The organism is Kiloniella laminariae DSM 19542, assembly GCF_000374005.1.
GTDB classification, from domain to species: domain Bacteria; phylum Pseudomonadota; class Alphaproteobacteria; order Kiloniellales; family Kiloniellaceae; genus Kiloniella; species Kiloniella laminariae.
The window spans coordinates 359,146-379,404 of the sequence record NZ_KB893157.1 but is presented as its reverse complement, the minus strand read 5'-3'; the positions used below and the strand labels follow the sequence as shown (position 1 = coordinate 379,404).

Genomic DNA, 20,259 nt, shown 5'->3' with positions numbered 1-20,259 from the left:
CCCACTCCATGGTAGATTCCCACGCGTTACTCACCCGTGCGCCACTGTCTTGTTCCCGAAAGAACATTCTCGTTCGACTTGCATGTGTTAAGCCTGCCGCCAGCGTTCGTTCTGAGCCAGGATCAAACTCTCAAGTTGACCTGACTTCTGTCTTAAAACAGAACTCAAATATTACTGACTAGGTTTTGTGTAACTTAATAAGATAAGATTACATGAACTTAGACAGCTCGTTGCCAAAACAACAAACCGCCGTCCACGCATCCTTTCCAATTCATATCTACAATGTCAAACAACAAACCCCCGGAAAACCAAAGCCCCCAGGAGCACGACGATATATAAAGCTTAATTCCCTATCGTCAAGGACCATCTGAAACATTTCTGTAAAAACTTTTCGACCCCCTCAAGGACCTAAGCTAACCATCCCGAAGAACCGCTAACCCTATGTTTCTACTCCATCTTTCCGATGTCCCGGCGAAGCGTGCGCCCCGTCGGTGAGCGGTGTTATAGGCCCCTCACCAACACCTGTCAAAGACCTTTTTGCATTTTTTTTACTTTTTTCCATCATCTTGCCATTATTGAGCTTCAGACATGCCGCTGATCCCGCAGAAATGGGGGATTCTTGGGGGATTTCATCTCGAGAACAATATTGACAGGAATCGATAAATACAGCACCTTTGCGGAGCAGAGTTATTGAGGTTCCTAATAAATACAACAAAAATGGCCCCCTTATTATAGAGCGGGGCTGTAATGGATTCCGGAGCAAGACGTGTGACGAGCAGATTCCACACAGCCACATTTGTGGCCAAGGCAGCCGTGAGCTGCAGTGTATCGATTCTTGCCCTGGGGGGGCTTCTTTATTGGTTATCCGGTAGTGAACCGGCCGCGGAGGATATCGCGACCGAGATTCTCAAAGCCTCACCAGAAGTAATCGCAACACTTAAAACCGATTTAATGACCAGCGAGTACGAAGCCGTCGGGGCCGTACCAACAGAAATTATATCAGAAGATCATATCGCAACAGATATCGAGAGACTCGTAACAGTATCTCCCGGGGATACTCTTATGAGTCTGTTGGTTGCTGCAGGTGCAACAAGGACAGAAGCCCACGGTGCGATTAATGCACTTTCAAGCGTCTATTCCCCTCGGAAGATCCGCCCGGGCCTTGATATTGCCCTTACCTTTGCCCCACCCGTAGAAATTATTGCAGAGGAAGAGGAGAGTCGGGATGTCGGCCCGCTGATGGCCATGCAGTTCCAGCCCAGTGTAGAACGCATCGTCAAGGTCAGCAGCACTGAAGGTGAAAGCAATAACTATATAGCTGAAGAGATCGAACGCCCTTTGACCATGAAGACTGGTTACAGCGCGGGCATTATCGACAGCAGTCTTTATCTGGCAGCAACAGAATCGAATGTTCCGAACGACATCCTTATCTCGCTGATCAGAGCCTATAGTTATGATGTCGACTTCCAGCGTGAAATCCAGACCGGAGATCGCTTTGAAGTGGTTTACGAAGCCTATTATGACGAAGATGGCAATCTGGCAAAAACCGGAGAGATGATTTACGGGAGTCTGAGCCTGTCCGGTACGGATATGAAGCTCTACCACTTCACGCCAGCAAGCGGCTTTACCGACTATTTCAACAGCAAGGGCCAGACCGCCAAAAAAGCCCTGATGCGGACCCCGATTGATGGCGCGCGCCTGTCATCCGGTTTCGGCAAGCGTAAACACCCCGTACTTGGCTACACCAAGATGCATAAAGGCGTTGATTTTGCCGCTCCCCGGGGCACACCTATCTATGCAGCAGGTGATGGCGTGATCCTCAGAGCCTCGCCCTACAGCAGCTATGGCAACTACGTCAAGATCCGCCATCACAGCGGGTATGAAACGGCCTATGCCCACATGAACGGCTTTGCCAAAGGGATCAGCAAGTCCAAACGGGTTCGCCAGGGGCAGGTCATCGGCTATGTCGGCACAACAGGTCGTTCAACAGGTCCCCACCTGCACTATGAGGTCCTGCTGAACAACAAGCAGGTCAATCCACTGGGCGTAAAGCTTCCTGCGGGTGAAAAACTGGCAAAGTCCGATCTGAAAAAGTTCGAGTCCGTGAAAAAGGACATCGACAAAATGATCAAGAAGCTTTCGGAACCAGCAGCCATTGCCAGTATCACCCCCTGATACGGAAAGCACTGCAGGAAAGACACCGTCACTTCCTGAAAACCTAAAAAAGGACCGCCTGCTCGCGGTCCTTTTTTACTACCCTGTCAGAATCGAGAGTGAAACTCCCAGATTGATACTTTCTGGTTGAAGTTTCCTGATTAAAATTTCCGGGCTGCCCCTGCTCAGAAGCTTGCCGTTGACACCAGGCTCTTCCCGTCAAGTGTCAGTCCGGCAGCATCTGTCGAGATCTTCAGCAGATCCCCGTCGACAACCTCCCCCTCAAGAATAAGAGAGGCCAGCGGATTTTGCAGCTCCTTCTGTATCACCCGTTTCAGGGGGCGGGCACCGTAAACCGGATCATAGCCCTTGTCGGCAAACCAGGCGACAGCCCCCTCGTCCAGCTCGACCCGGATGTCCCTCTGGTCGAGAAGCTTGCGCAAGCGATCCAGCTGAATCTCGACAATCCCACTCATATGGCGACGCTCAAGGCGGTGGAACAGCAGCACCTCATCCAGACGGTTCAGGAATTCCGGACGGAAGGCGGAACGAACCACCGACATAACCTGATCCCGCACAGCAACGCTGTCTTCGCCTTCAGGCTGGTTTGCCAGAATTTCTGAACCGAGATTCGATGTCATAATGATCAGGGTATTGCTGAAATCAACCGTGCGCCCCTGACCATCTGTAAGCCGCCCGTCATCCAGCACCTGAAGCAGCACGTTAAACACATCAGGATGGGCCTTTTCGACCTCGTCAAATAGAACCACCTGATAAGGACGTCGCCGCACAGCTTCAGTCAAGGCGCCCCCTTCTTCATAACCAACATATCCGGGAGGAGCGCCAATCATCCGGGAAACAGCGTGTTTTTCCATATATTCTGACATATCAAGCCGCACCATCGCGGTATCATCATCAAAAAGGAAAGAGGCGAGAGCCTTGGTCAGCTCGGTTTTCCCGACTCCCGTTGGTCCGAGGAAAAGGAAAGACCCAATCGGGCGATTCGGATCCTGCAACCCTGCGCGTGAACGGCGCACAGCATTGGAAATTGCAACAATGGCATCTTTTTGCCCGACAACCCGCTGATTGAGCAACGCTTCCATCTGCAACAGCTTCTCGCGCTCGCCTTCCAGCATCTTGTCAACAGGGATGCCGGTCCAGCGGGAAACCACGGCAGCAATCATCTCATCCCGGACCTCTTCATTCAGCATATGGCTTTCGCCCGCTTCTTCTGCTTCGGCCAGGGCCCGTTCCAGGGTTGGCACGCGGCCGTATTTAAGCTCACCAGCCTTTTCCAGATGGCCGTCACGTTCGGCCCGCTCAAGCTGGATTCGGGCCTGCTCAAGCTCTTCCTTGATCTTCTGGGCACCGGCCAGCTTGTCTTTCTCGGCCCGCCAGCGGCTGGTCAGACTGTTGCTTTTCTCCTGCAGATCAGCGATCTCTGATTGCAGTTTTTCAAGGCGATCCCGGGCACCCTTGTCATTCTCTTTCTGCAAGGCCGATTGCTCGATCTTCAGCTGGATCAGCTTGCGATCCATTTCATCAAGCTCTTCAGGCTTTGAATCGACCTCCATGCGCAAACGGCTTGCCGCTTCATCAACCAGATCAATTGCCTTATCGGGCAAAAAGCGGTCGGTGATGTAGCGATTCGAAAGAGATGCCGCCGCAACCAGGGCAGAATCCGTGATTCGAACCCCATGATGCAGTTCGTATTTCTCCTTCAGACCCCGGAGAATCGAGACGGTATCCTCCACATTTGGTTCCGCGATAACCACAGACTGGAAGCGCCGGGCCAAAGCCGCGTCTTTTTCTATATACTTGCGATATTCATCAAGGGTGGTCGCGCCTACGCAGTGCAGATCCCCGCGGGCCAGGGCAGGCTTGAGCATATTGGAAGCATCCATTGCCCCATCTGTCTTCCCGGCGCCGACAAGTGTGTGCAGTTCATCAATGAAGACAATAATCTCACCACTTGCTTCTGTGACTTCCTGCAACACGGCCTTCAGACGTTCTTCAAACTCGCCCCGGTACTTAGCACCCGCAACCATTGCCCCCAGATCAAGAGACATCAGCTTCTTGTTCCGCAGGCTCTCGGGCACATCCCCGTTGATGATTCGCAGTGCAAGACCTTCAACAATGGCGGTTTTCCCGACGCCAGGTTCTCCGATCAACACCGGATTGTTTTTGGTCCGCCGGGAGAGAACCTGAATCGTTCTTCGGATTTCCTCATCCCGCCCGATAACCGGGTCAAGTTTTCCGCTGCGGGCCAAAGCTGTCAGATCCGTGGCGTACTTTTTAAGAGCATCATAGTTATTCTCGGCAGTTGCTGTCTGTGCCGTTCTGCCTTTACGCAAATCATTAATTGCTGTGTTCAGCCCCTGGGCCGTGATGCCTGCCTCTTTCAGAATTTTGCTGGAGGCTGCTTCACCGGACAGTGCAAGCGCCATTAACAACCGCTCAACCGTTACAAAGCTGTCCCCGGCTTTCTTCGCAATTGCTTCTGCCTGTTCGAAAACCCGGGCTGTCTCTGGTGCCAGATAGATCTGGCCGACATCGGCCCCACTGACCTTCGGAAGTTTTCCGAGTTCAAGCTCAACCCCTTCAAGCGCACGTCCTGCCTGCCCGCCGGAAGCTGCAATCAGATTTGCAGCAAGCCCTTCACTGTCATCAAGCAGCACCTTGAGCAGGTGTTCTGGCGTCAAGCGCTGATGATTGTTGCGCTGTGCCAGTCCCTGTGCAGCCTGGACAAAACCCTGGGTACGTTCGGTATAGTTATTCAAATTCATTTCTCTAAGCCCTCTCCGCCATACCTGTGAAACAGCGTACGGTCGTTGATGCCAAATCAATCCATCACCCACAATAGCAGCCTGATGGAACCCTGACGTTGATATTCATCACCCGTCAAAATTTATATGGGAAAACAATCCGCGGCTTACAAGATTTCCTTCAAGAATTTCCAAGCTGGGATTCTTTATCGCCACAANATTTCTTTTCATGAAAACAGCGATATTCCAGTTGCAGAAAAAGAAAACCCTGCCCGAAGGCAGGGTTGGGAAATCCCAAAGTTACGTCAGGAGAGATGAGTACATACCCGGAAGGAACAGAGACCATCAAAAGCTGTATTCGCCTGATGCATCTTCCTGCCTTCCCCGGTAGGAACTACAAGAAGGACCTTAGTCGATGCAGAAAATTGATGCAACTGAAAATCATTCTCATTTTAATATTTTTTTCAGTTCCCAAGCAAAATCCCAGGCTTTCCTTTTCCCGCCACAACCTAAAGCAGGTGTTTTGCAGTAGAGTCCAACTTAAATCCTTGTTAAAACACTCTAACTACGCAGAATGGGAGAAAACATCCGGGGATTACCATGACCAGTGAACTGCATTCTATCTATCGCTATCCTGTAAAAGGGCTCAGCCCGGATGTTCTGGAAAAGGTCTCAGTCAAGGAAGGGCAGCTACTTCCGAATGATCGGCGCTTTGCTATTGCCCACGGCACGACCGATTTTCCCGTAGGACCGGGATGGATGCGCAAAAGCCACTTCCTGATGCTGGCCCAAAACCCAAAACTGGCACAGTTGGTTTCCCGTTACGACGAAGAAACCGATATGCTGGTTCTCGAACGGGCCGGTAAAAAAATATCCCAGGGTAAACTTACAGATATGACAGGCCGGATGCTGCTGGAGCAGTTTTTAGCCAGCTTTCTGGGATCGGATGCCAGGGGAACACCCAAAATTGTAGAAACACAGGGCACTGCCTTTACCGATATTCCAGACCCGCACATATCTCTGATCAATCTCGCCAGTATCAAAGACCTTGAACGTGTTGTCCGCTCCCCTGTTGACCCCATGCGCTTTAGGGGTAACCTCTACCTCGAAGGAATAAAGGCTTGGGAGGAGAACAGCTGGATCGGAAAAAAAATAGCAATTGGACAGGTAGAGCTGGAAATAAAATCGGCAATCGGGCGCTGCTCGGCAACCAATGTAAATCTCGATACTGCCGAAACAGATCTGAATATTCCCAAAAGCCTTCAATCCGGTTTCGGGCACAGAAACATGGGGGTCTATGCCAAGGTGATCAGAGCCGGTACCCTGGAACGAAAAATGCCAGTAACCTTTCTATAGGTACTGGCATTTTATCCAAAATCTACTCGGCGAAGGAAATTACTCTAACGCCCTAGCGCAAACCCGAAGCTTACGCATCTTCCTTCACACTGTCTTTTCCGGCATCCTTGGCTTCAACAGCCGTCTTCCGGGGCCGACCACGCCCTCGAGGCTTGGGAACTGGAGCTTCCTCGTCGCCAGCAGCTGCAACCTTGCTTGCCGGAGCAGCACGGGGACGACGTTGTTTTGGCTTGGCAGCAGGAGGCTCTTCTCCACCTGAGAGCGGTAGCTCCGCAGCAGCTGCCGGTTGCTTGTCCTGAGCCGGGGCCGCAGCATGAGTTGGAGCTAAAGGCGCAACTGATTCTGGCTTTGCCACCTCGGTAACAGGTCGAGCATCAATTTGACGAGCCTCGGGCTGGCGGCTTTCTGGCTGGCGGTTTTCAGACTGGCGGTTCCGCTCATTATTATCAGAGCGATCGTGTCCTGAAGTCCCATCCTGCTCATTATAACGCTGACGACGCGAGCGCACACGACTATGTTGCTGCGACCTTCTGTTGTTATCAGCCCCAGAAACAGAGTCAGCTTCGGTTCCAGAGGAAGCCTTAACTTCTTGCCCCGCCTCGGCGTTATCACTACCGTCAAAATCACTGTCATCCCGTGCACGATTGTTGCGGTTTTGCTCAGCCTGTGGATTCCGTTGTCCCGTATTCGGATCTGTCGAATCGTTCATGATACGGTGATAATGCTCGGCGTACTGAAAATATGATTCAGCCGCAACACGATCACCACCAACCGTCGCGTCCCGCGCCAACTGAAGATATTTTTCTTCAATCTGGGTAGCGTTTCCGCGAATACGCCCGCCAGGACCATTGCTGTCAAACACGCCATTGCGCGACTGCTGCGGCTTGCGGCCATTGTTATTGTTAGACCGACCACGAGGGCGGCGATTCGAATTATTAGAATTGTTGGAGTTCTGCTGTCTCATCATTCGCTAGCTAAATGTAAATGCTAAATCACGGGTAGCCGAAAACGTCACGGTTTAAACAAGCCCTGACGACGTTAAAGTCAAATTGTCGGCGATTACCCCCGGGGCTCCCCGCGCCCCTTCCATATAAAACACCGTAAAGCTATATTCCCAGCTTTCCAACCCCTAAAAATCTTTTTTGTACTTTTCTTTCAGGTCAGCCGCACAGAGCAGGTCCACAGAACATACCTTCAGATCAGGCCCTCGGATCAGCAGCCGTTTTTTTCGCGATACAGGCACGGGCGATTCCTCCAAGGTCACTTACTGCGGTTTCGCAGGTCAATCCGCAGGCAGACATGATATTGTTGATCGGCGCGGCTTGGTGAACTCCGGCCTCAATCACCAAAATTCCTCCCACGGATAAACGTTCCGCAGCCTGAGGAATCAGCCGTTGATAATCCAGCATTCCATCATCGCCCGCGAACAGGGCCATCGGAGGATCAAAATTCAATACTTCTGGCGCTAAGGTGTTCTTTTCCCGCTCGCCAATATAAGGGGGATTCGAGATAATCATATCCCACCCTCCTTCGAGCCCGTTACACCAGTCTCCAACGCAGAAGCTGGCCCGCTCAGACAGACCAAGATCCATTGCATTTAAAGCCGCCATCTCGACAGCAGCAGGCGAAAGATCCACGCCCGTTCCGATCGCCCCGGGCAATTCGTGGAGCAAGGTCAAAAGCAAACAGCCCGTTCCGGTCCCGAGATCAAGTACTCTCAACGGTTTTTCGGTCTGGGATACCCGTTCCAATACCGCAGAGATCAGTGTTTCGCTATCCGGGCGTGGATCAAGTGTATCAGCGGAAATGCGGAAAGAGAGGCTCCAGAACTCGCGACGTCCGAGAATCCGCGCGACAGGTTCCCGGGCGACCCGACGGACAATCATTGCCTCAAAGCGGGCCAAAGCGTCTCCACTTACAGCGTATTCAGGGTAACCCAGTATAAAGGAAGTCTCTTTCCCGAGTGCTTCCGCCAGCAATATCCTCACATCCAGCCGCGCGCCCTCAATCCCTTCAGCTTGCAAGCGGATCAAGGCGTCCTGTAAACATGAAGCGACTGTCATTGAGGGCATGAGCGTTAAACTTTTACAGTTAAGCGATTTCGGCCAATCGTGCCGCCTGATCTTCGGAAATCAGAGCAGAAAGCACCTCACCCAAGGCTTCACCGGCAATAATCCGGTCCAGCTTGTAAAGCGTCAGATTGATTCGGTGATCGGTTACCCGCCCCTGCGGGAAGTTGTAGGTCCTTATTCGTTCGGAACGATCCCCGCTTCCAACCTGGGATTTCCGGTTGGCGGCATGTTCAGCTTCCTGGGTACGGCGCTGATGATCATAAAGCTGAGTCAGCAACATTTTCATCGCCTGCTCTTTGTTCTTATGCTGGGAACGCCCGTCCTGGCACTGGACAACAACACCACTGGGAAGATGCGTGATCCGGACAGCCGAATCTGTGGTGTTCACATGCTGCCCACCAGCCCCTTGTGATCGATAAGTATCAATACGCAAATCTGCCGGGTTGATATGTACGTCAACCTCCTGGGCTTCTGGCATTACCGCAACGGTCGCCGCCGAAGTATGGATACGCCCCCCTGATTCAGTGACTGGGACGCGTTGAACCCGATGCACACCGGATTCATATTTGAGATTGGAAAAAACCCCTGCTCCAGAGATGAGAGCCGTCGCCTCCTTGACGCCGCCAATCCCGTTCTCGGAGTAGTCCAAAGCCTCAAAGCGCCAACCCGTAGCTTCTGCATAGCGTTGATACATGCGAAAAAGTTCAGCAGCAAACAAACCGGCTTCATCACCACCAGTACCCGCCCGGACTTCAAGAATCGCGTTACGTTCATCGTCCATGTCCTTGGGCAAAAGCATAATCTGGACCTTTGTTTCCAGCTCGGGCAGCTTTTCCTTCAGTTCGTGATATTCCTCCTGCGCCAGGGCTTTCATTTCAGCATCAGCGTCAGGCTCATTCACCATTTCTTTCAGGCCCCGCATGTCAGCCTGAAGGCGACGCAATTCCTGAACAGCCTCGACCACATCCCCCAGATCAGAAAGCTCGCGCAACATTTTGGTATAATCGCTTGAGCCCGGGTCAGAATGGGTCGATACGACAGCATTCAATTCATCGTACCGCGCAACCACTGCATCTAGCTTGTCATCGAGCTTCACGTTCAGTCCTCTTTTGCATCATCACACCCGGCAGATTCTCCACCAGTACTCTCAAGGCGGAACAGACGGCACAACGCCTGGTCCAGTGTTTTCTGTGCATCAGGATTCTCTGAGGCAGTCTCTTTTAGAACGGCCAGCGGATTATGCAACAGACGATTGATCAACAGACGTGTTGCGACCTCGGCATCGCCACCACATTCCGCCAGAACCTGCGTACGTAAACTTTCAAAATGTTGCCTGACCAATGCAATCCCCGGCACAGCCTGCCGTTCGGCTTTTTTACGCAGGAAGAACTGCATTTCCTGCCCAAGAATCTTCCATGCAGCCATCATCGCAGCTTCGCGGTGCGCCTTGCCCTGTCGCGCAACATTCTCCAGATCGACAAGATCATAGGAAAAAGCACCATCCAGGTCATTTACTTCTTTCTCAACCTCGCCAGAGGGTGTCGTATCGATCAGAAAAAGTGGCTTTCTTTTACGTTTCTTCAACGTGCTTTCAACCAGCCCCCGGGTAAAGAGAGTGTCACCACCGCCCACCGCAGAAATGATTATATCACTCTGCTCCAGCGCATCTTCAAGCTCACCCCAAGCTCTCGCTTCTCCCCCCAGCCGGAAGACCGCTGTTTCACTTCGCCCCGTTCTCGGATGAGCAATAACCAGCTTTTTTATCCCCGCCGAAAGAAATTCGCTACAAAGCAGCTCCCCGACCTCGCCGCTACCGGTTAGTAACAGGCGACAGCGCCCCAGATCGCCGTGAACACCTCGTGCAACCTGCAGTGCAGAAGAGGCAAGACTAATCGGTTGCTGGGCAATGGTAGTTTCGGTACGCACCCGCTTTGCCGCCGCAAGACTTGCCTGAATAATACCATCGAGAAGAGGGTCCAGAAGCTCAAGTGCCTGTGCCCGCCTGACACAGTCCTTTACCTGGCCGAGAATCTGGGGTTCACCAACGACCAGACTATCGAGTGAGGCGGCAACAGCAAAGATATGACGAAGTGCATCAAGTCCGCGATGACAATAGCACTGCTTGCGCAGAAACTCCTGTTCCAGCCCGGCTTCCCCCGCTATCAGTGCTGTATAATAATCCAGATCGGCTTCTGTTCCTGTGCTCAATAAAAAATCGAACCGCTCACAAGTTGCGACCAGAACGACACCGCCTCTTCCGTCTGCCTTTAGCGCCTTAAGCACACTTTCATAATCAGGTTCCTCGACAAAAAGCCGATCCCTCAGGCGACGACCTGCTGTTCTTGCATTCACACCAATAACCGTCAGGTCTTCCAAAGGTGCCGATTGCTCGATCAGGGGGTGTTCGGGAATGAAAGGTGGAATTGAAATCATCTGTGATCGCTGAAAAAAAGAACAGGGGCCATTCTAGGCCCCTTTTCCCCTGGCTGTACAGAACCGTGATCCAGAACCGTAATCCTGTTGATCAGCGATAGATCGACAGCTTTTCAACCATCTGATCCAGCTTGACCAATGATTGATCCCCACTGACAAGATCTCGAAGCGTTGCAGCGTTCTCGGCCAGTTCGTCGTCGCCCATAATGATCGCCGCACAGGCATTCAGCTTGTTCGCCCGGATCAGACGTTTTTTCAGATTACCACTATACCCCTGCTCAACCCGGAACCCGGCAAGTCGCAGATTATTGGCCAGAACCAAAGCCCGCTTTTCCGCCTCTTCACCCATCGGAATAATCGCCACAGGCCGGGGTTCAGCAACCTCACGGGTCATCAACATGGACAGACGTTCCACACCGGACGCCCAACCAACACCTGGAGTTGCCGGCCCACCCATTGTCTTGACCAGATCATCATAGCGACCACCGGCCAGAACCGTCCCCTGCGCACCCAACGCAGTGGTCGTAAATTCAAAGGCGGTATGACAATAATAGTCCAGACCACGAACCAGTCTCGGGTTGATCGTATAGGGAATATCCAGGGCATCCAGACCAGCACGAACCTCGGCAAAAAACGCCCGGCTATGTTCATTCAGATAGTCAGAAAACACTGGCGCATCTGCAACCAGCTTCCGGTCACCTTCATCCTTTGAATCCAGGATACGCAAAGGATTTTTTTCCAGACGGTTCAGACTGTCTTCCGAAAGTTGGTCCCTATAGGCCGAGAAATACTCGACCAGCGCCGAACGATAAGCTGCCCGGCTCTCGCTATCACCCAAAGTATTGAGCTCTAGTACTGTGTTCTCATAAACACCCAGCTCCTTAAGGAACTGAACACCCAAAGAAATTACTTCAATATCACCTTGCGGCTTCTCCACACCAAGCAGCTCGACACCTGCCTGATGGAACTGCCTCTGCCGACCTTTCTGAGGGCGCTCGTGGCGGAACATCGGTCCACAGTAAAGGAATTTGACAGGTAACTGCTGGCTCAGGCCATTTGACATGAAAGCCCGCGCAACCCCAGCCGTGTTTTCCGGACGCAGGGTGATCTCTTCACCTTCTTTCATCTCAAAGGTATACATTTCCTTTGTTACCACATCGGAAGTATCGCCCAGAGTTCTTTTGAAGACCTCTGTTTTCTCGAAAATCGGCGTAGCAATTTCATCAAACCCGAAACGGTCTGCGACAGCCCGTGCTGTTTCCAGCACCTCGCGATGCCGACGCATTTCTGCTGGCAGAAGGTCGTGCGTACCGCGAACTGGTTGCAGAGAAGACATGTCTTGGGTTCTCCTGAAATAGCCTGAAGTTTATGTGAATAGTTTAACCGGGATGGTTATAGGGAAAAGCACCAGTAAAGTACAGCGACCTTAGTTATTACCCCAAGTAAGCCAAACCAGCCTAATGCCCCATCTGAACAGGTGTCTCGCCCCGTGCAATCGCAGCCTCGATCTCTTCGGCCTTTTTTTCAATCATGCCAACAAGATGGTCCACAATACTCTTGTCCTTAAGACGGTGATCTTGTAGGCCGCCAACATAGATCTGATGGGTATTATTGCCACCACCGGTCAGTCCGATATCTGTCATGGTCGCCTCACCAGGGCCGTTGACCACACAGCCAATCACAGAAACCGTCATAGGGGTGGTGATATGGCTCAGGCGATCTTCGAGTGTTGCAACTGTATTGATCACATCAAACTGCTGCCGGGCACAGGAGGGACAGGAAATCACATTCACGCCCCGATGCCGTAGCCCCAGAGATTTCAGAATATCAAAACCAACCTTGATTTCCTCAACCGGATCAGCCGAAAGGGATACACGCAACGTATCCCCGATTCCAGCCCAGAGCAGATTTCCCAGCCCAATCGATGATTTTACCGTTCCCGTGCGCAGACCACCGGCCTCGGTCACACCAATATGCAATGGATAGTCACAAACTTCTGCCAGCTGCATATAGGCCGCGACCGCCATAAAGACATCTGAGGCCTTGCAGGATATTTTAAAATCCCGAAAATCAAGATCTTCCAGAATCCGGATGTGCCCCAGGGCTGATTCGACCATGGCCTCGGGACAGGGTTCACCAAAGCGTTCCAGCAGGTGCTTTTCCAACGATCCGGCATTGACGCCAATACGCATCGAACAGCCATGGTCTCGTGCCGCCTTGACAACTTCAAGAACCTTTTCGCGCTTGCCAATGTTACCCGGGTTGATGCGCAGACAGGCCGCGCCTGATTCTGCAGCTTCAATTGCCCTCTTGTAATGAAAATGAATGTCCGCAACGATCGGCACAGAAACTTCGCGAACAATTTCCTTCAAGGCCCGCGAAGATTCTTCATCCGGGCAGGAAACCCGGACAATATCCGCTCCGGCTTCTTCCATCGCATGGATCTGCGCAACCGTTGCCTTCACATCGGTCGTCAGGGTATTGGTCATGGACTGCACCGTAATCGGTGCATCTCCACCCACAGGCACCTTGCCCACCATGACCTGTCTGGATTTGCGGCGTTCAATGTCACGCCAGGGCCGTATACTCATCACACTCTCTTTTCATGCCTTGCAAAGCAGGTGAAACATGCGCTTTCCCTGATGAAAATTCAAGCCGCGTGCAAAGAATTAACATTCCTGAAACGAACGACACCATTAATTGAGGATACTGGGGCCAGAGCAAATCACGTTGCCACCCGGCAGTATAAACCCGGGCAATGTTGTTCTGCAGGGCTGGCAGGTATCGGCATAGCAAGACTCTGTGGCGATAAAAAGGTATCGCCAAGAAGAAGTCTCAAAACAGGAATGGTGCCGAAAATTCAGCACCATTCAAAATTTCTAACCCGGATCATCAACGATCTTGTGTTACTCGCCGCGGAGAACCTTCTGCAACCCGTCTACGGAAAGCGGAACATCACGACGCACGACTCCCGGAGCCCCGAGCAAAGGAAGGTCTTTACCATTGAGGCTAAAAATAATCCCTCCAGCATTCCCTGTTGCCATGACGAGGCCATCCCGCTGCGGAACCTTGTATTCATCTCCGGCCCTTAGAACCTGACTAAAGACAACTTCCCCCTTGCCATCGACAATATGCATCCAGGTGTCACGCTCGGCCCGGATCGAAATCGGGGAAAGAACCCCTTCATCGCCAAAAACCTGAGGTTCAGGGGGCGAAGGCGGGCTTACCGCCGGGGGTGTTGTCACCGCACTAACTGCGGGTTCACTGGTTACAGTTTCAGATGGCACTCCCGAGCCTTCAACAGCCGGGACGGAAGATGCCGAAGGTACTGAGTTGTTAGAGATAACGGCACCGGCGTTATTTTCTGACGATGTGGTCGGCGGAATAACAGGTTCGACCTCCGCAGCAGGAGAAACTTCTGAAGCGTTTTCAGTCGTTTCATCCAGCAGACTCTCCGGGTCTGTTCCGCCAGCACTGGGATTTGTCTCAGGGGTTTCATCGTTTGGCTGTGTCACGGATTCGTCCGCTCCTGATGGCACAGCTGCAACTTCCGGATTTTCAGGAGAAGTCATCGTTTCTGCAGGATCAGCGCTCGAAACGACATTTGACCCGGCAGTACCTGACGTATTCACAGAATTAGTCGTAGCCTCGGCTCCAGTCCCACTACCTTCCACAAGGAGGCTGCTGTCTGAATGCCCGGAAACAAAGGGCACCCACTCTGGCAAACCTGCTTCATAACGGGAAAGCGCAACCCAACCACCATAAGCAGCAGCCAGCAAGACTGCCGAGGTCAGAATCAGGGCAAAGCCGGGAATTTTACTCTCGGGCACAGGTGTCGGGAAAACCAGTTTCTGGCGATTGCCATAATGTTCCACTTCCTGTTTGAACTGGCGTACGATCTCGTCTTCATTCAGATTCAGATAACCCGCGTAGGTTCGAACAAAACCGTAAGCATAGGTGTCCCCAGGCAAGCTGGCGAAATCACCGCGTTCAATCGCTTCAAGAAAGACATAGCGGATACGAAGAACATTGGCCACGCCGCGTAAGTCCTGGCCACGCTTCTCCCGGCCGGTTCGCAGGATTTCTGCAACCGTCACTCGCGACTGACCAAGTCCGGAACCATCTGTTTCCGGAATATTTTCCCGTAGATCTTCCATCGCTTCCACAATCCCCCTCCGTACAGCAACTGCCCATGGTCAACACAAAGCGAACCTATCCATGGGGCGCTATCGGAAAGTTGTAGCAAATTCAGTAGGAAACGACAAACAGTTCCGCTTTATATCACAACACCGGATTTTTTCGCGTATTCTTCCAGCCTTCCACGCAGACTGTGATCGGCTTCATCAAGCAGCCCCGACACAAATTCGGTCACCTGTGCCACGTCCAGCGAGCGGACCATTTTCTTGACCGCCGAGACCTGAAGCGCTGGCATAGAAAGGGACCTGAAGCCACATCCGATCAGTGCCATGGCCTCCAGGGGTTGAGCTGCCATATCGCCGCAAAGGGAAAGATCAACCCCTGCCGCCGTCGTGCTGTCTGCGATGGTCCGCAACAATTTGAGAACCCCGGGATTGAGAGCATCATAACGCCTTGCAAGACGCGTATTCCCCCGATCCGTGGCAAAGACAAACTGCAACAGATCGTTACTGCCGACCGACAGAAAATCAACTTCGCGACAAAGCGAAGGCAACTGCCAAATCAGAGCTGGAACCTCAAGCATCGCCCCGACACGGATTTTCTTGGGCAGGACACCGCCAATCGAGGTTTCCCGCTCCAGCTCACGATCCAGCAGGGCCTTCGCCGCAAGGAATTCGGCTGTTTCTGCAACCATTGGAAACATAACATTAAGCTCGCGGCCCTGACAGGCACGAATCAATGCCCGAAGCTGCTGTCGCAACAAGGCGGGTCGGTCCAGTCCGATGCGAATCGCCCGCCATCCCATGGCCGGATTCTCCTCGGCAACCGTGGACCAGTAGGGCAAGACCTTGTCTCCCCCGACATCCAGCGTCCGGAAGACAACCGGCTTCCCCTCCGAGCGGTCGATAACCTTGCGGTACAAATCCGCTTGATCTGCCACCCCGGGAAACGATTGCCGTACCATAAAGGGGACTTCGGTACGGTAAAGCCCGACACCATCCGCCCCTGCGGCATGCATATGAGGAAGATCAATCAACAATCCGACATTGACGTTCAGGGAAATTCGATGACCATCCAGACTCACAGAGGCAACATCCCGCGCAGCGGTTATCTCTTCCCACCGAACCTTCTTGTCCTTCACATTCAGACGGAGTGTTTTCAGGACGTCTTCTTTTGGGCGGACAAAAACTTGATCGTTTGTTGCATCCAGGACGAGGGTATCCCCTTCACGAATGCGCGAAAGAACGTCCCGGCACCGGCCAAGGATTGGCAGTTCCAGCGCCTGCGCAACCAAGGCCACATGTGCTGTCGGGGATCCTTCTTCAAGAATAACCCCCTTAAGGCGATCCCAGTCGTAGTCGAGCAGCTCTGCCGGGCCGAGTGTTCTGGCCAGCAGAATGAATTCATCCGGCAGCTCAAGCTTCTCATCGCCGAGGCCAAGAAGATGGTGCAACAGACGATTCGCCAAATCATCAAGATCCGCCAGACGTTCTCTCAAATAGGGGTCACTGATCTTACTCATACGAGAACGGGTCTCGTTCTGGATCTTTTGTACGGCTGCCTCAGCCGTCATGCCGCCGACCCGGATCGCTTCCGTGATCTTGCCAACCCACCCACGGTCTTCAGCAAACATCCGGTATGTTTCCAGCACCTCGCGCTGTTCGCCCAGCGCTGCTATCTCGGTTCTGGTCAGCATTTCATCAATGGATGAACGCATCTCTGCAACAGTTACTTCTAGTCGGCGAACTTCGTCTTCGGGGTCATCTGCAATAATGCGGCTGATCACGATGCCACGATTGTGGAAAACTGCCTGACCAATGCCCAGCCCCTCGTTCAGACAAAGACCTTTGAGACGGTCAGGCTTCTCCCGTTCCTCAAGACTGCCCTGGGTTTCAATTGCCGAAACCGTAAGCGCGCCTCCAGATATCAGTTCAGCCAGAACCATCGCAATGGTTTCCAGGGCTTCAACTTCTTCCTCGTGATAATGACGATGAGTAACATTCTGAACCGCAATGACACCAAGAACCCTGCCACTGCGCAGGATCGGCACCCCAAGCATGGACTGATAAGGTTCCTCACCCGTTTCAGGCCGATAGGCAAAGTTCGGATGTCGGGGAGCATCTGAAACCGCCATGGGCAAAGCCAGCGCTGCAACCTGGCCGACAATCCCCTCTCCTTTGTGGAGACGGGTTTTATAGACGGCTTCTGGTTTCAGGCCTTCTGTCGCAGCCAGTTCAAGGAAATCGCCTGGCCGCATGACATAGATCGAGCAGACTTCAGCATCCATGTCCCGGGCGATGAGCTGGACTGTCTGGCGCAGCCGATCCTGATCAGTTGACTTGCCCTTCATCTGATCACGTAAAAGCTTCAGCAGACGACGCGAACCGCTCCACGCTGAAGTTTTTACGTCTTTACCACTCATAAGACCCGCTTTCCTTGACGTCTGGTTCTGCTGTCCTGTTTTCCGGTCAGAAAATACGACAATTTCGATGTTTCTTAATGATACGCAACCTCAGATCCCTCCTCCAGCCTGTTCGGAAATATTCCGATAGAATCTTTGATAGCCTCCGAGGTTCGCGGGTATCAGTCTTCAGCATCCAGTCCATAGGCAGTATGGAGGCTGCGCACGGCAAGTTCTGTATATTCTTCGGCAACAAGAACCGAGATCTTGATCTCTGATGTCGAGATAACCTCGATGTTGATGCCCTTTTCAGCCAGAGCAGAAAACATCTTTTGCGCCACACCTGCATGTGAACGCATACCAACACCGATAACCGAGATCTTGGCAACTGACGGATCAGAATCAAGACTTTCGTATTTCAGACCTGCATTGTTCTCCAGGACCTGGATAGCGCGTTTCAGTTCTGCCTTGGAGACCGTGAAGGTCATATCGGTGGTTTTTTTATCAGCAGAAATATTCTGCACGATCATATCAACATTGATCGCTGCGTCTGTAAGTGGGCCAAAAATACTGGCCGCGACACCCGGGGTGTCTGTTACTTTACGCAGAGTAACCTTTGCCTCATCACGATTATAGGCGATACCACTTACAATTGCCTGTTCCACAATCTCATCCTCATCAACAACTAGAGTTCCCGGCTTGTCTTCAAAGCTGGAAAGAACCTGTACCCGAACACCGTGCTTCATGGCCATTTCGACAGAGCGGGTCTGCAAAACCTTGGCACCCTGAGAAGCCAGCTCAAGCATTTCTTCGTAAGTGATCTTGTCCATCTTACGTGCTTTCGCGACGATTCTCGGATCTGTCGTATAAATACCATCAACATCGGTGTAGATATCACAGCGATCAGCCTTGAGCGCTGCTGCAATCGCAACTGCAGAGGTATCAGACCCCCCGCGCCCCAGCGTAGAAATCCGGCCATCCGGGCCAACCCCCTGGAAGCCAGCAAAGACCGCAACCTGACCTTCACCAAAGCGGCGCACAATTTCATCAACTTCGATGCGTTCGATCCGGGCACTGCCGTGAGCACCGTTTGTGATGATACGTGCCTGCCACCCCAGCCAGGAACGTGCGTTGATGCCCATTTCCTGCAAGACAATAGCCAACAGACCGGAGGTTACCTGTTCCCCCGAAGCGACAACAGAATCATATTCACGCAGATCATAAAGCGATCCCGCTTTCTGGACATAGTCAACCAGCTGGTTGGTCACGCCTGCCATGGCAGAAACAACAACGGCGACTTCGTTTCCGGCATCAACCTCTTTCTTCACGCGCTGAGCGGCGTTGCGGATTCGATCAAGATCCGCGACCGAGGTTCCACCGAATTTCATTACGACTCGGGACATCAGGACCCATCCTGTATGGAAATACTAAAATCAGTTTCCCGCGAGAGAAAAACCCTCTGCAGACGGTTGCTCTCTCGGGTGGACATATCCATACTCTGCACGGCGCGACGAGGCAAGAGTTGGCAAAGGAAAAACCACGATATTTACAGCAAGAATGCTGTAGATTTTAACTTTAGTCACACACCTGTCACGGCTGCATAATGTACCAAGAAACCCACACGACAGAACGAAGTCCCGAGCAAAAGCATGACCATGGCAAAAAAGATCGAAACCACCCAGGAGTTACCACTGCAGGATGATGCCGCAGGCATTACGGTAGATCCGCAGGAAATCTCCAAATTTGCCGCCATGGCCGAGGAGTGGTGGGACCCTTTGGGCAAATTCAAACCTCTGCACCAGCTGAATCCGGTGCGTATTTGCTACATCCGCGATCACCTCGCCAAACGGCATAACAGGGACATTACCCGAAATCTTCCTCTGGAAGGTCTCACGATCCTTGATATTGGCTGCGGCGGTGGTTTGCTTTCGGAACCTCTTACCCGTTTAGGAGCACAGGTCACCAGCATTGATGCCTCGCACCGGAATATTGAAATCGCCCGTCTACATGCCGAAGAAACCGGACTTGTCATGGACTATCGCCACATGACCGCCGAAGATCTTGTGGAAACAGGTGCCCGGTTTGATGCGGTCATCAATATGGAAGTCATTGAACACGTCGCGGATGTCGAAGCCTACTCCAGCTCCTGCGCTGCACTGGTCAAGCCTGGCGGGGTCATGTTTGGCTCGACCCTGAACCGAACGACCAAATCTTATCTGCTTGCAATCGTCGGTGCGGAGTATCTTCTGCGCTGGGTTCCCCGGGGAACCCACGAATGGAACAAATTCCTGCGCCCCTCCGAATTTGTCGACCTGCTGCGACGGAACGGTCTTGTGACCCAGGATATTATGGGGATGGTTTATAATCCGCTCCGGGACAAGTGGTTCCAGGATGCCAAAGATCTTGATGTCAATTACATGCTGGTTGCTGAAAAACCGCTGTAAAGCTGCTCATCGCCCTGCATCACTGTTTACAACAAATTGGAAACACACAAATCTCAGGCGTCAGCTTTTGGTTTCCAGGGAATTTGTGAAAAGGCCACACCCTCTTCCTTGAGTTCCTTGGCATCAACTTCACTGGCTTCGCCGTAGATATTCGTCTTGTCTGATTCCCCATAGTGAATTTTACGGGCTTCCTGGGCGAAGTCCTTGCCCACATAGTCAAAGTTTTCCTCGACGGTCTTCTGGGCCTGGGCCAGAAACTTCTGAACCTTGGCAAGATCATCGTGGGATTTTGTCTTCTTTTCACTCTTGGCCAGGCTGACGTTCGGCGCCATCAGGGCTTTTGAAACAGACGTTGAAGCACAGTTTGGGCAGGAAATAATCCCTTGGTCGGATTGGCTGCGAAAGGCTGCGCTATCCTTGAACCAGGTTTCAAAAACGTGACCGTTTTCACATTTCAGATCAAAAAGAATCATGTCCGTCCCGCTTTAAACACACCA

The 20,259-nt window shown here is 52.3% G+C and carries 14 protein-coding genes and 1 rRNA gene; 3 read left to right on the top strand and 12 right to left on the bottom strand.

The features are described 5' to 3' along the window. A 16S ribosomal RNA gene (locus B152_RS0114890) occupies positions 1 to 138 on the bottom strand; the annotation flags it as partial. Positions 139 to 768: 630 nt separating this feature from the next. Between B152_RS0114890 and B152_RS23945 the strand changes: the two genes are divergently transcribed. Further along, on the top strand, positions 769 to 2,175 hold the full coding sequence (locus tag B152_RS23945) for a M23 family metallopeptidase (protein ID WP_157231099.1): 1,407 nt from the start codon (positions 769 to 771) through the stop codon (positions 2,173 to 2,175). A 164-nt stretch (positions 2,176 to 2,339) separates the two neighbouring features. Here B152_RS23945 and clpB read toward each other — a convergent pair whose 3' ends face one another. Continuing rightward, entirely contained in the window at positions 2,340 to 4,940 is a 2,601-nt protein-coding gene (gene clpB, locus B152_RS0114880) for an ATP-dependent chaperone ClpB (protein ID WP_020593232.1), read from the bottom strand. A 579-nt stretch (positions 4,941 to 5,519) separates the two neighbouring features. On the opposite strand from clpB, the gene B152_RS0114865 reads away from it, so the two are divergent. Next, complete coding sequence (locus tag B152_RS0114865; RefSeq protein WP_020593229.1) at positions 5,520 to 6,275, top strand: MOSC domain-containing protein; 756 nt, start codon at positions 5,520 to 5,522, stop codon at positions 6,273 to 6,275. A 70-nt stretch (positions 6,276 to 6,345) separates the two neighbouring features. On the opposite strand, the gene B152_RS25495 is transcribed toward B152_RS0114865, so the two are convergent. The 9 genes from B152_RS25495 to B152_RS0114820 all read right to left on the bottom strand — a co-directional run bounded on the left by B152_RS25495 (position 6,346) and on the right by B152_RS0114820 (position 18,721). Further along, a complete protein-coding gene (locus B152_RS25495) occupies positions 6,346 to 7,137 on the bottom strand; it encodes a DUF4167 domain-containing protein (RefSeq protein ID WP_020593228.1) in 792 nt (263 codons plus the stop codon). A gap of 337 nt (positions 7,138 to 7,474) precedes the next feature. After that, entirely contained in the window at positions 7,475 to 8,347 is an 873-nt protein-coding gene (gene prmC / locus B152_RS0114855; RefSeq protein WP_020593227.1) for a peptide chain release factor N(5)-glutamine methyltransferase, read from the bottom strand. Between the two features lie 19 nt (positions 8,348 to 8,366). Further along, the gene (gene prfA / locus B152_RS0114850; RefSeq protein ID WP_020593226.1) at positions 8,367 to 9,443 is read right to left on the bottom strand and encodes a peptide chain release factor 1; all 1,077 of its coding nucleotides are present in this window, start codon (positions 9,441 to 9,443) and stop codon (positions 8,367 to 8,369) included. A 2-nt stretch (positions 9,444 to 9,445) separates the two neighbouring features. Beyond that, entirely contained in the window at positions 9,446 to 10,780 is a 1,335-nt protein-coding gene (gene hemA, locus B152_RS0114845) for a glutamyl-tRNA reductase (protein ID WP_020593225.1), read from the bottom strand. A gap of 91 nt (positions 10,781 to 10,871) precedes the next feature. After that, entirely contained in the window at positions 10,872 to 12,116 is a 1,245-nt protein-coding gene (gene hisS / locus B152_RS0114840; protein WP_020593224.1) for a histidine--tRNA ligase, read from the bottom strand. A 121-nt stretch (positions 12,117 to 12,237) separates the two neighbouring features. Beyond that, positions 12,238 to 13,371, bottom strand: a complete 1,134-nt coding sequence (ispG, locus tag B152_RS0114835; protein ID WP_020593223.1) for a flavodoxin-dependent (E)-4-hydroxy-3-methylbut-2-enyl-diphosphate synthase — start codon at positions 13,369 to 13,371, stop codon at positions 12,238 to 12,240. A 315-nt stretch (positions 13,372 to 13,686) separates the two neighbouring features. Beyond that, positions 13,687 to 14,937: a helix-turn-helix domain-containing protein gene (locus B152_RS25490; RefSeq protein WP_020593222.1), complete on the bottom strand. Its 1,251-nt coding sequence runs from the start codon at positions 14,935 to 14,937 to the stop codon at positions 13,687 to 13,689. A 119-nt stretch (positions 14,938 to 15,056) separates the two neighbouring features. Beyond that, positions 15,057 to 17,339 (bottom strand): phosphoenolpyruvate--protein phosphotransferase, encoded by a 2,283-nt coding sequence (gene ptsP / locus B152_RS0114825; RefSeq protein ID WP_020593221.1) that lies wholly within the window; start codon positions 17,337 to 17,339, stop codon positions 15,057 to 15,059. Positions 17,340 to 17,500: 161 nt separating this feature from the next. After that, positions 17,501 to 18,721, bottom strand: coding sequence for an aspartate kinase (locus tag B152_RS0114820; protein WP_026261586.1), 1,221 nt, complete (start codon positions 18,719 to 18,721; stop codon positions 17,501 to 17,503). A 246-nt stretch (positions 18,722 to 18,967) separates the two neighbouring features. On the opposite strand from B152_RS0114820, the gene ubiG reads away from it, so the two are divergent. Next, the gene (gene ubiG / locus B152_RS0114815; RefSeq protein ID WP_020593219.1) at positions 18,968 to 19,762 is read left to right on the top strand and encodes a bifunctional 2-polyprenyl-6-hydroxyphenol methylase/3-demethylubiquinol 3-O-methyltransferase UbiG; all 795 of its coding nucleotides are present in this window, start codon (positions 18,968 to 18,970) and stop codon (positions 19,760 to 19,762) included. Between the two features lie 53 nt (positions 19,763 to 19,815). Here the strand turns inward: ubiG and B152_RS0114810 are convergent, their stop codons facing one another. Then, positions 19,816 to 20,235, bottom strand: a complete 420-nt coding sequence (locus B152_RS0114810; protein ID WP_020593218.1) for a DUF1178 family protein — start codon at positions 20,233 to 20,235, stop codon at positions 19,816 to 19,818. Positions 20,236 to 20,259: the final 24 nt, after the last annotated feature.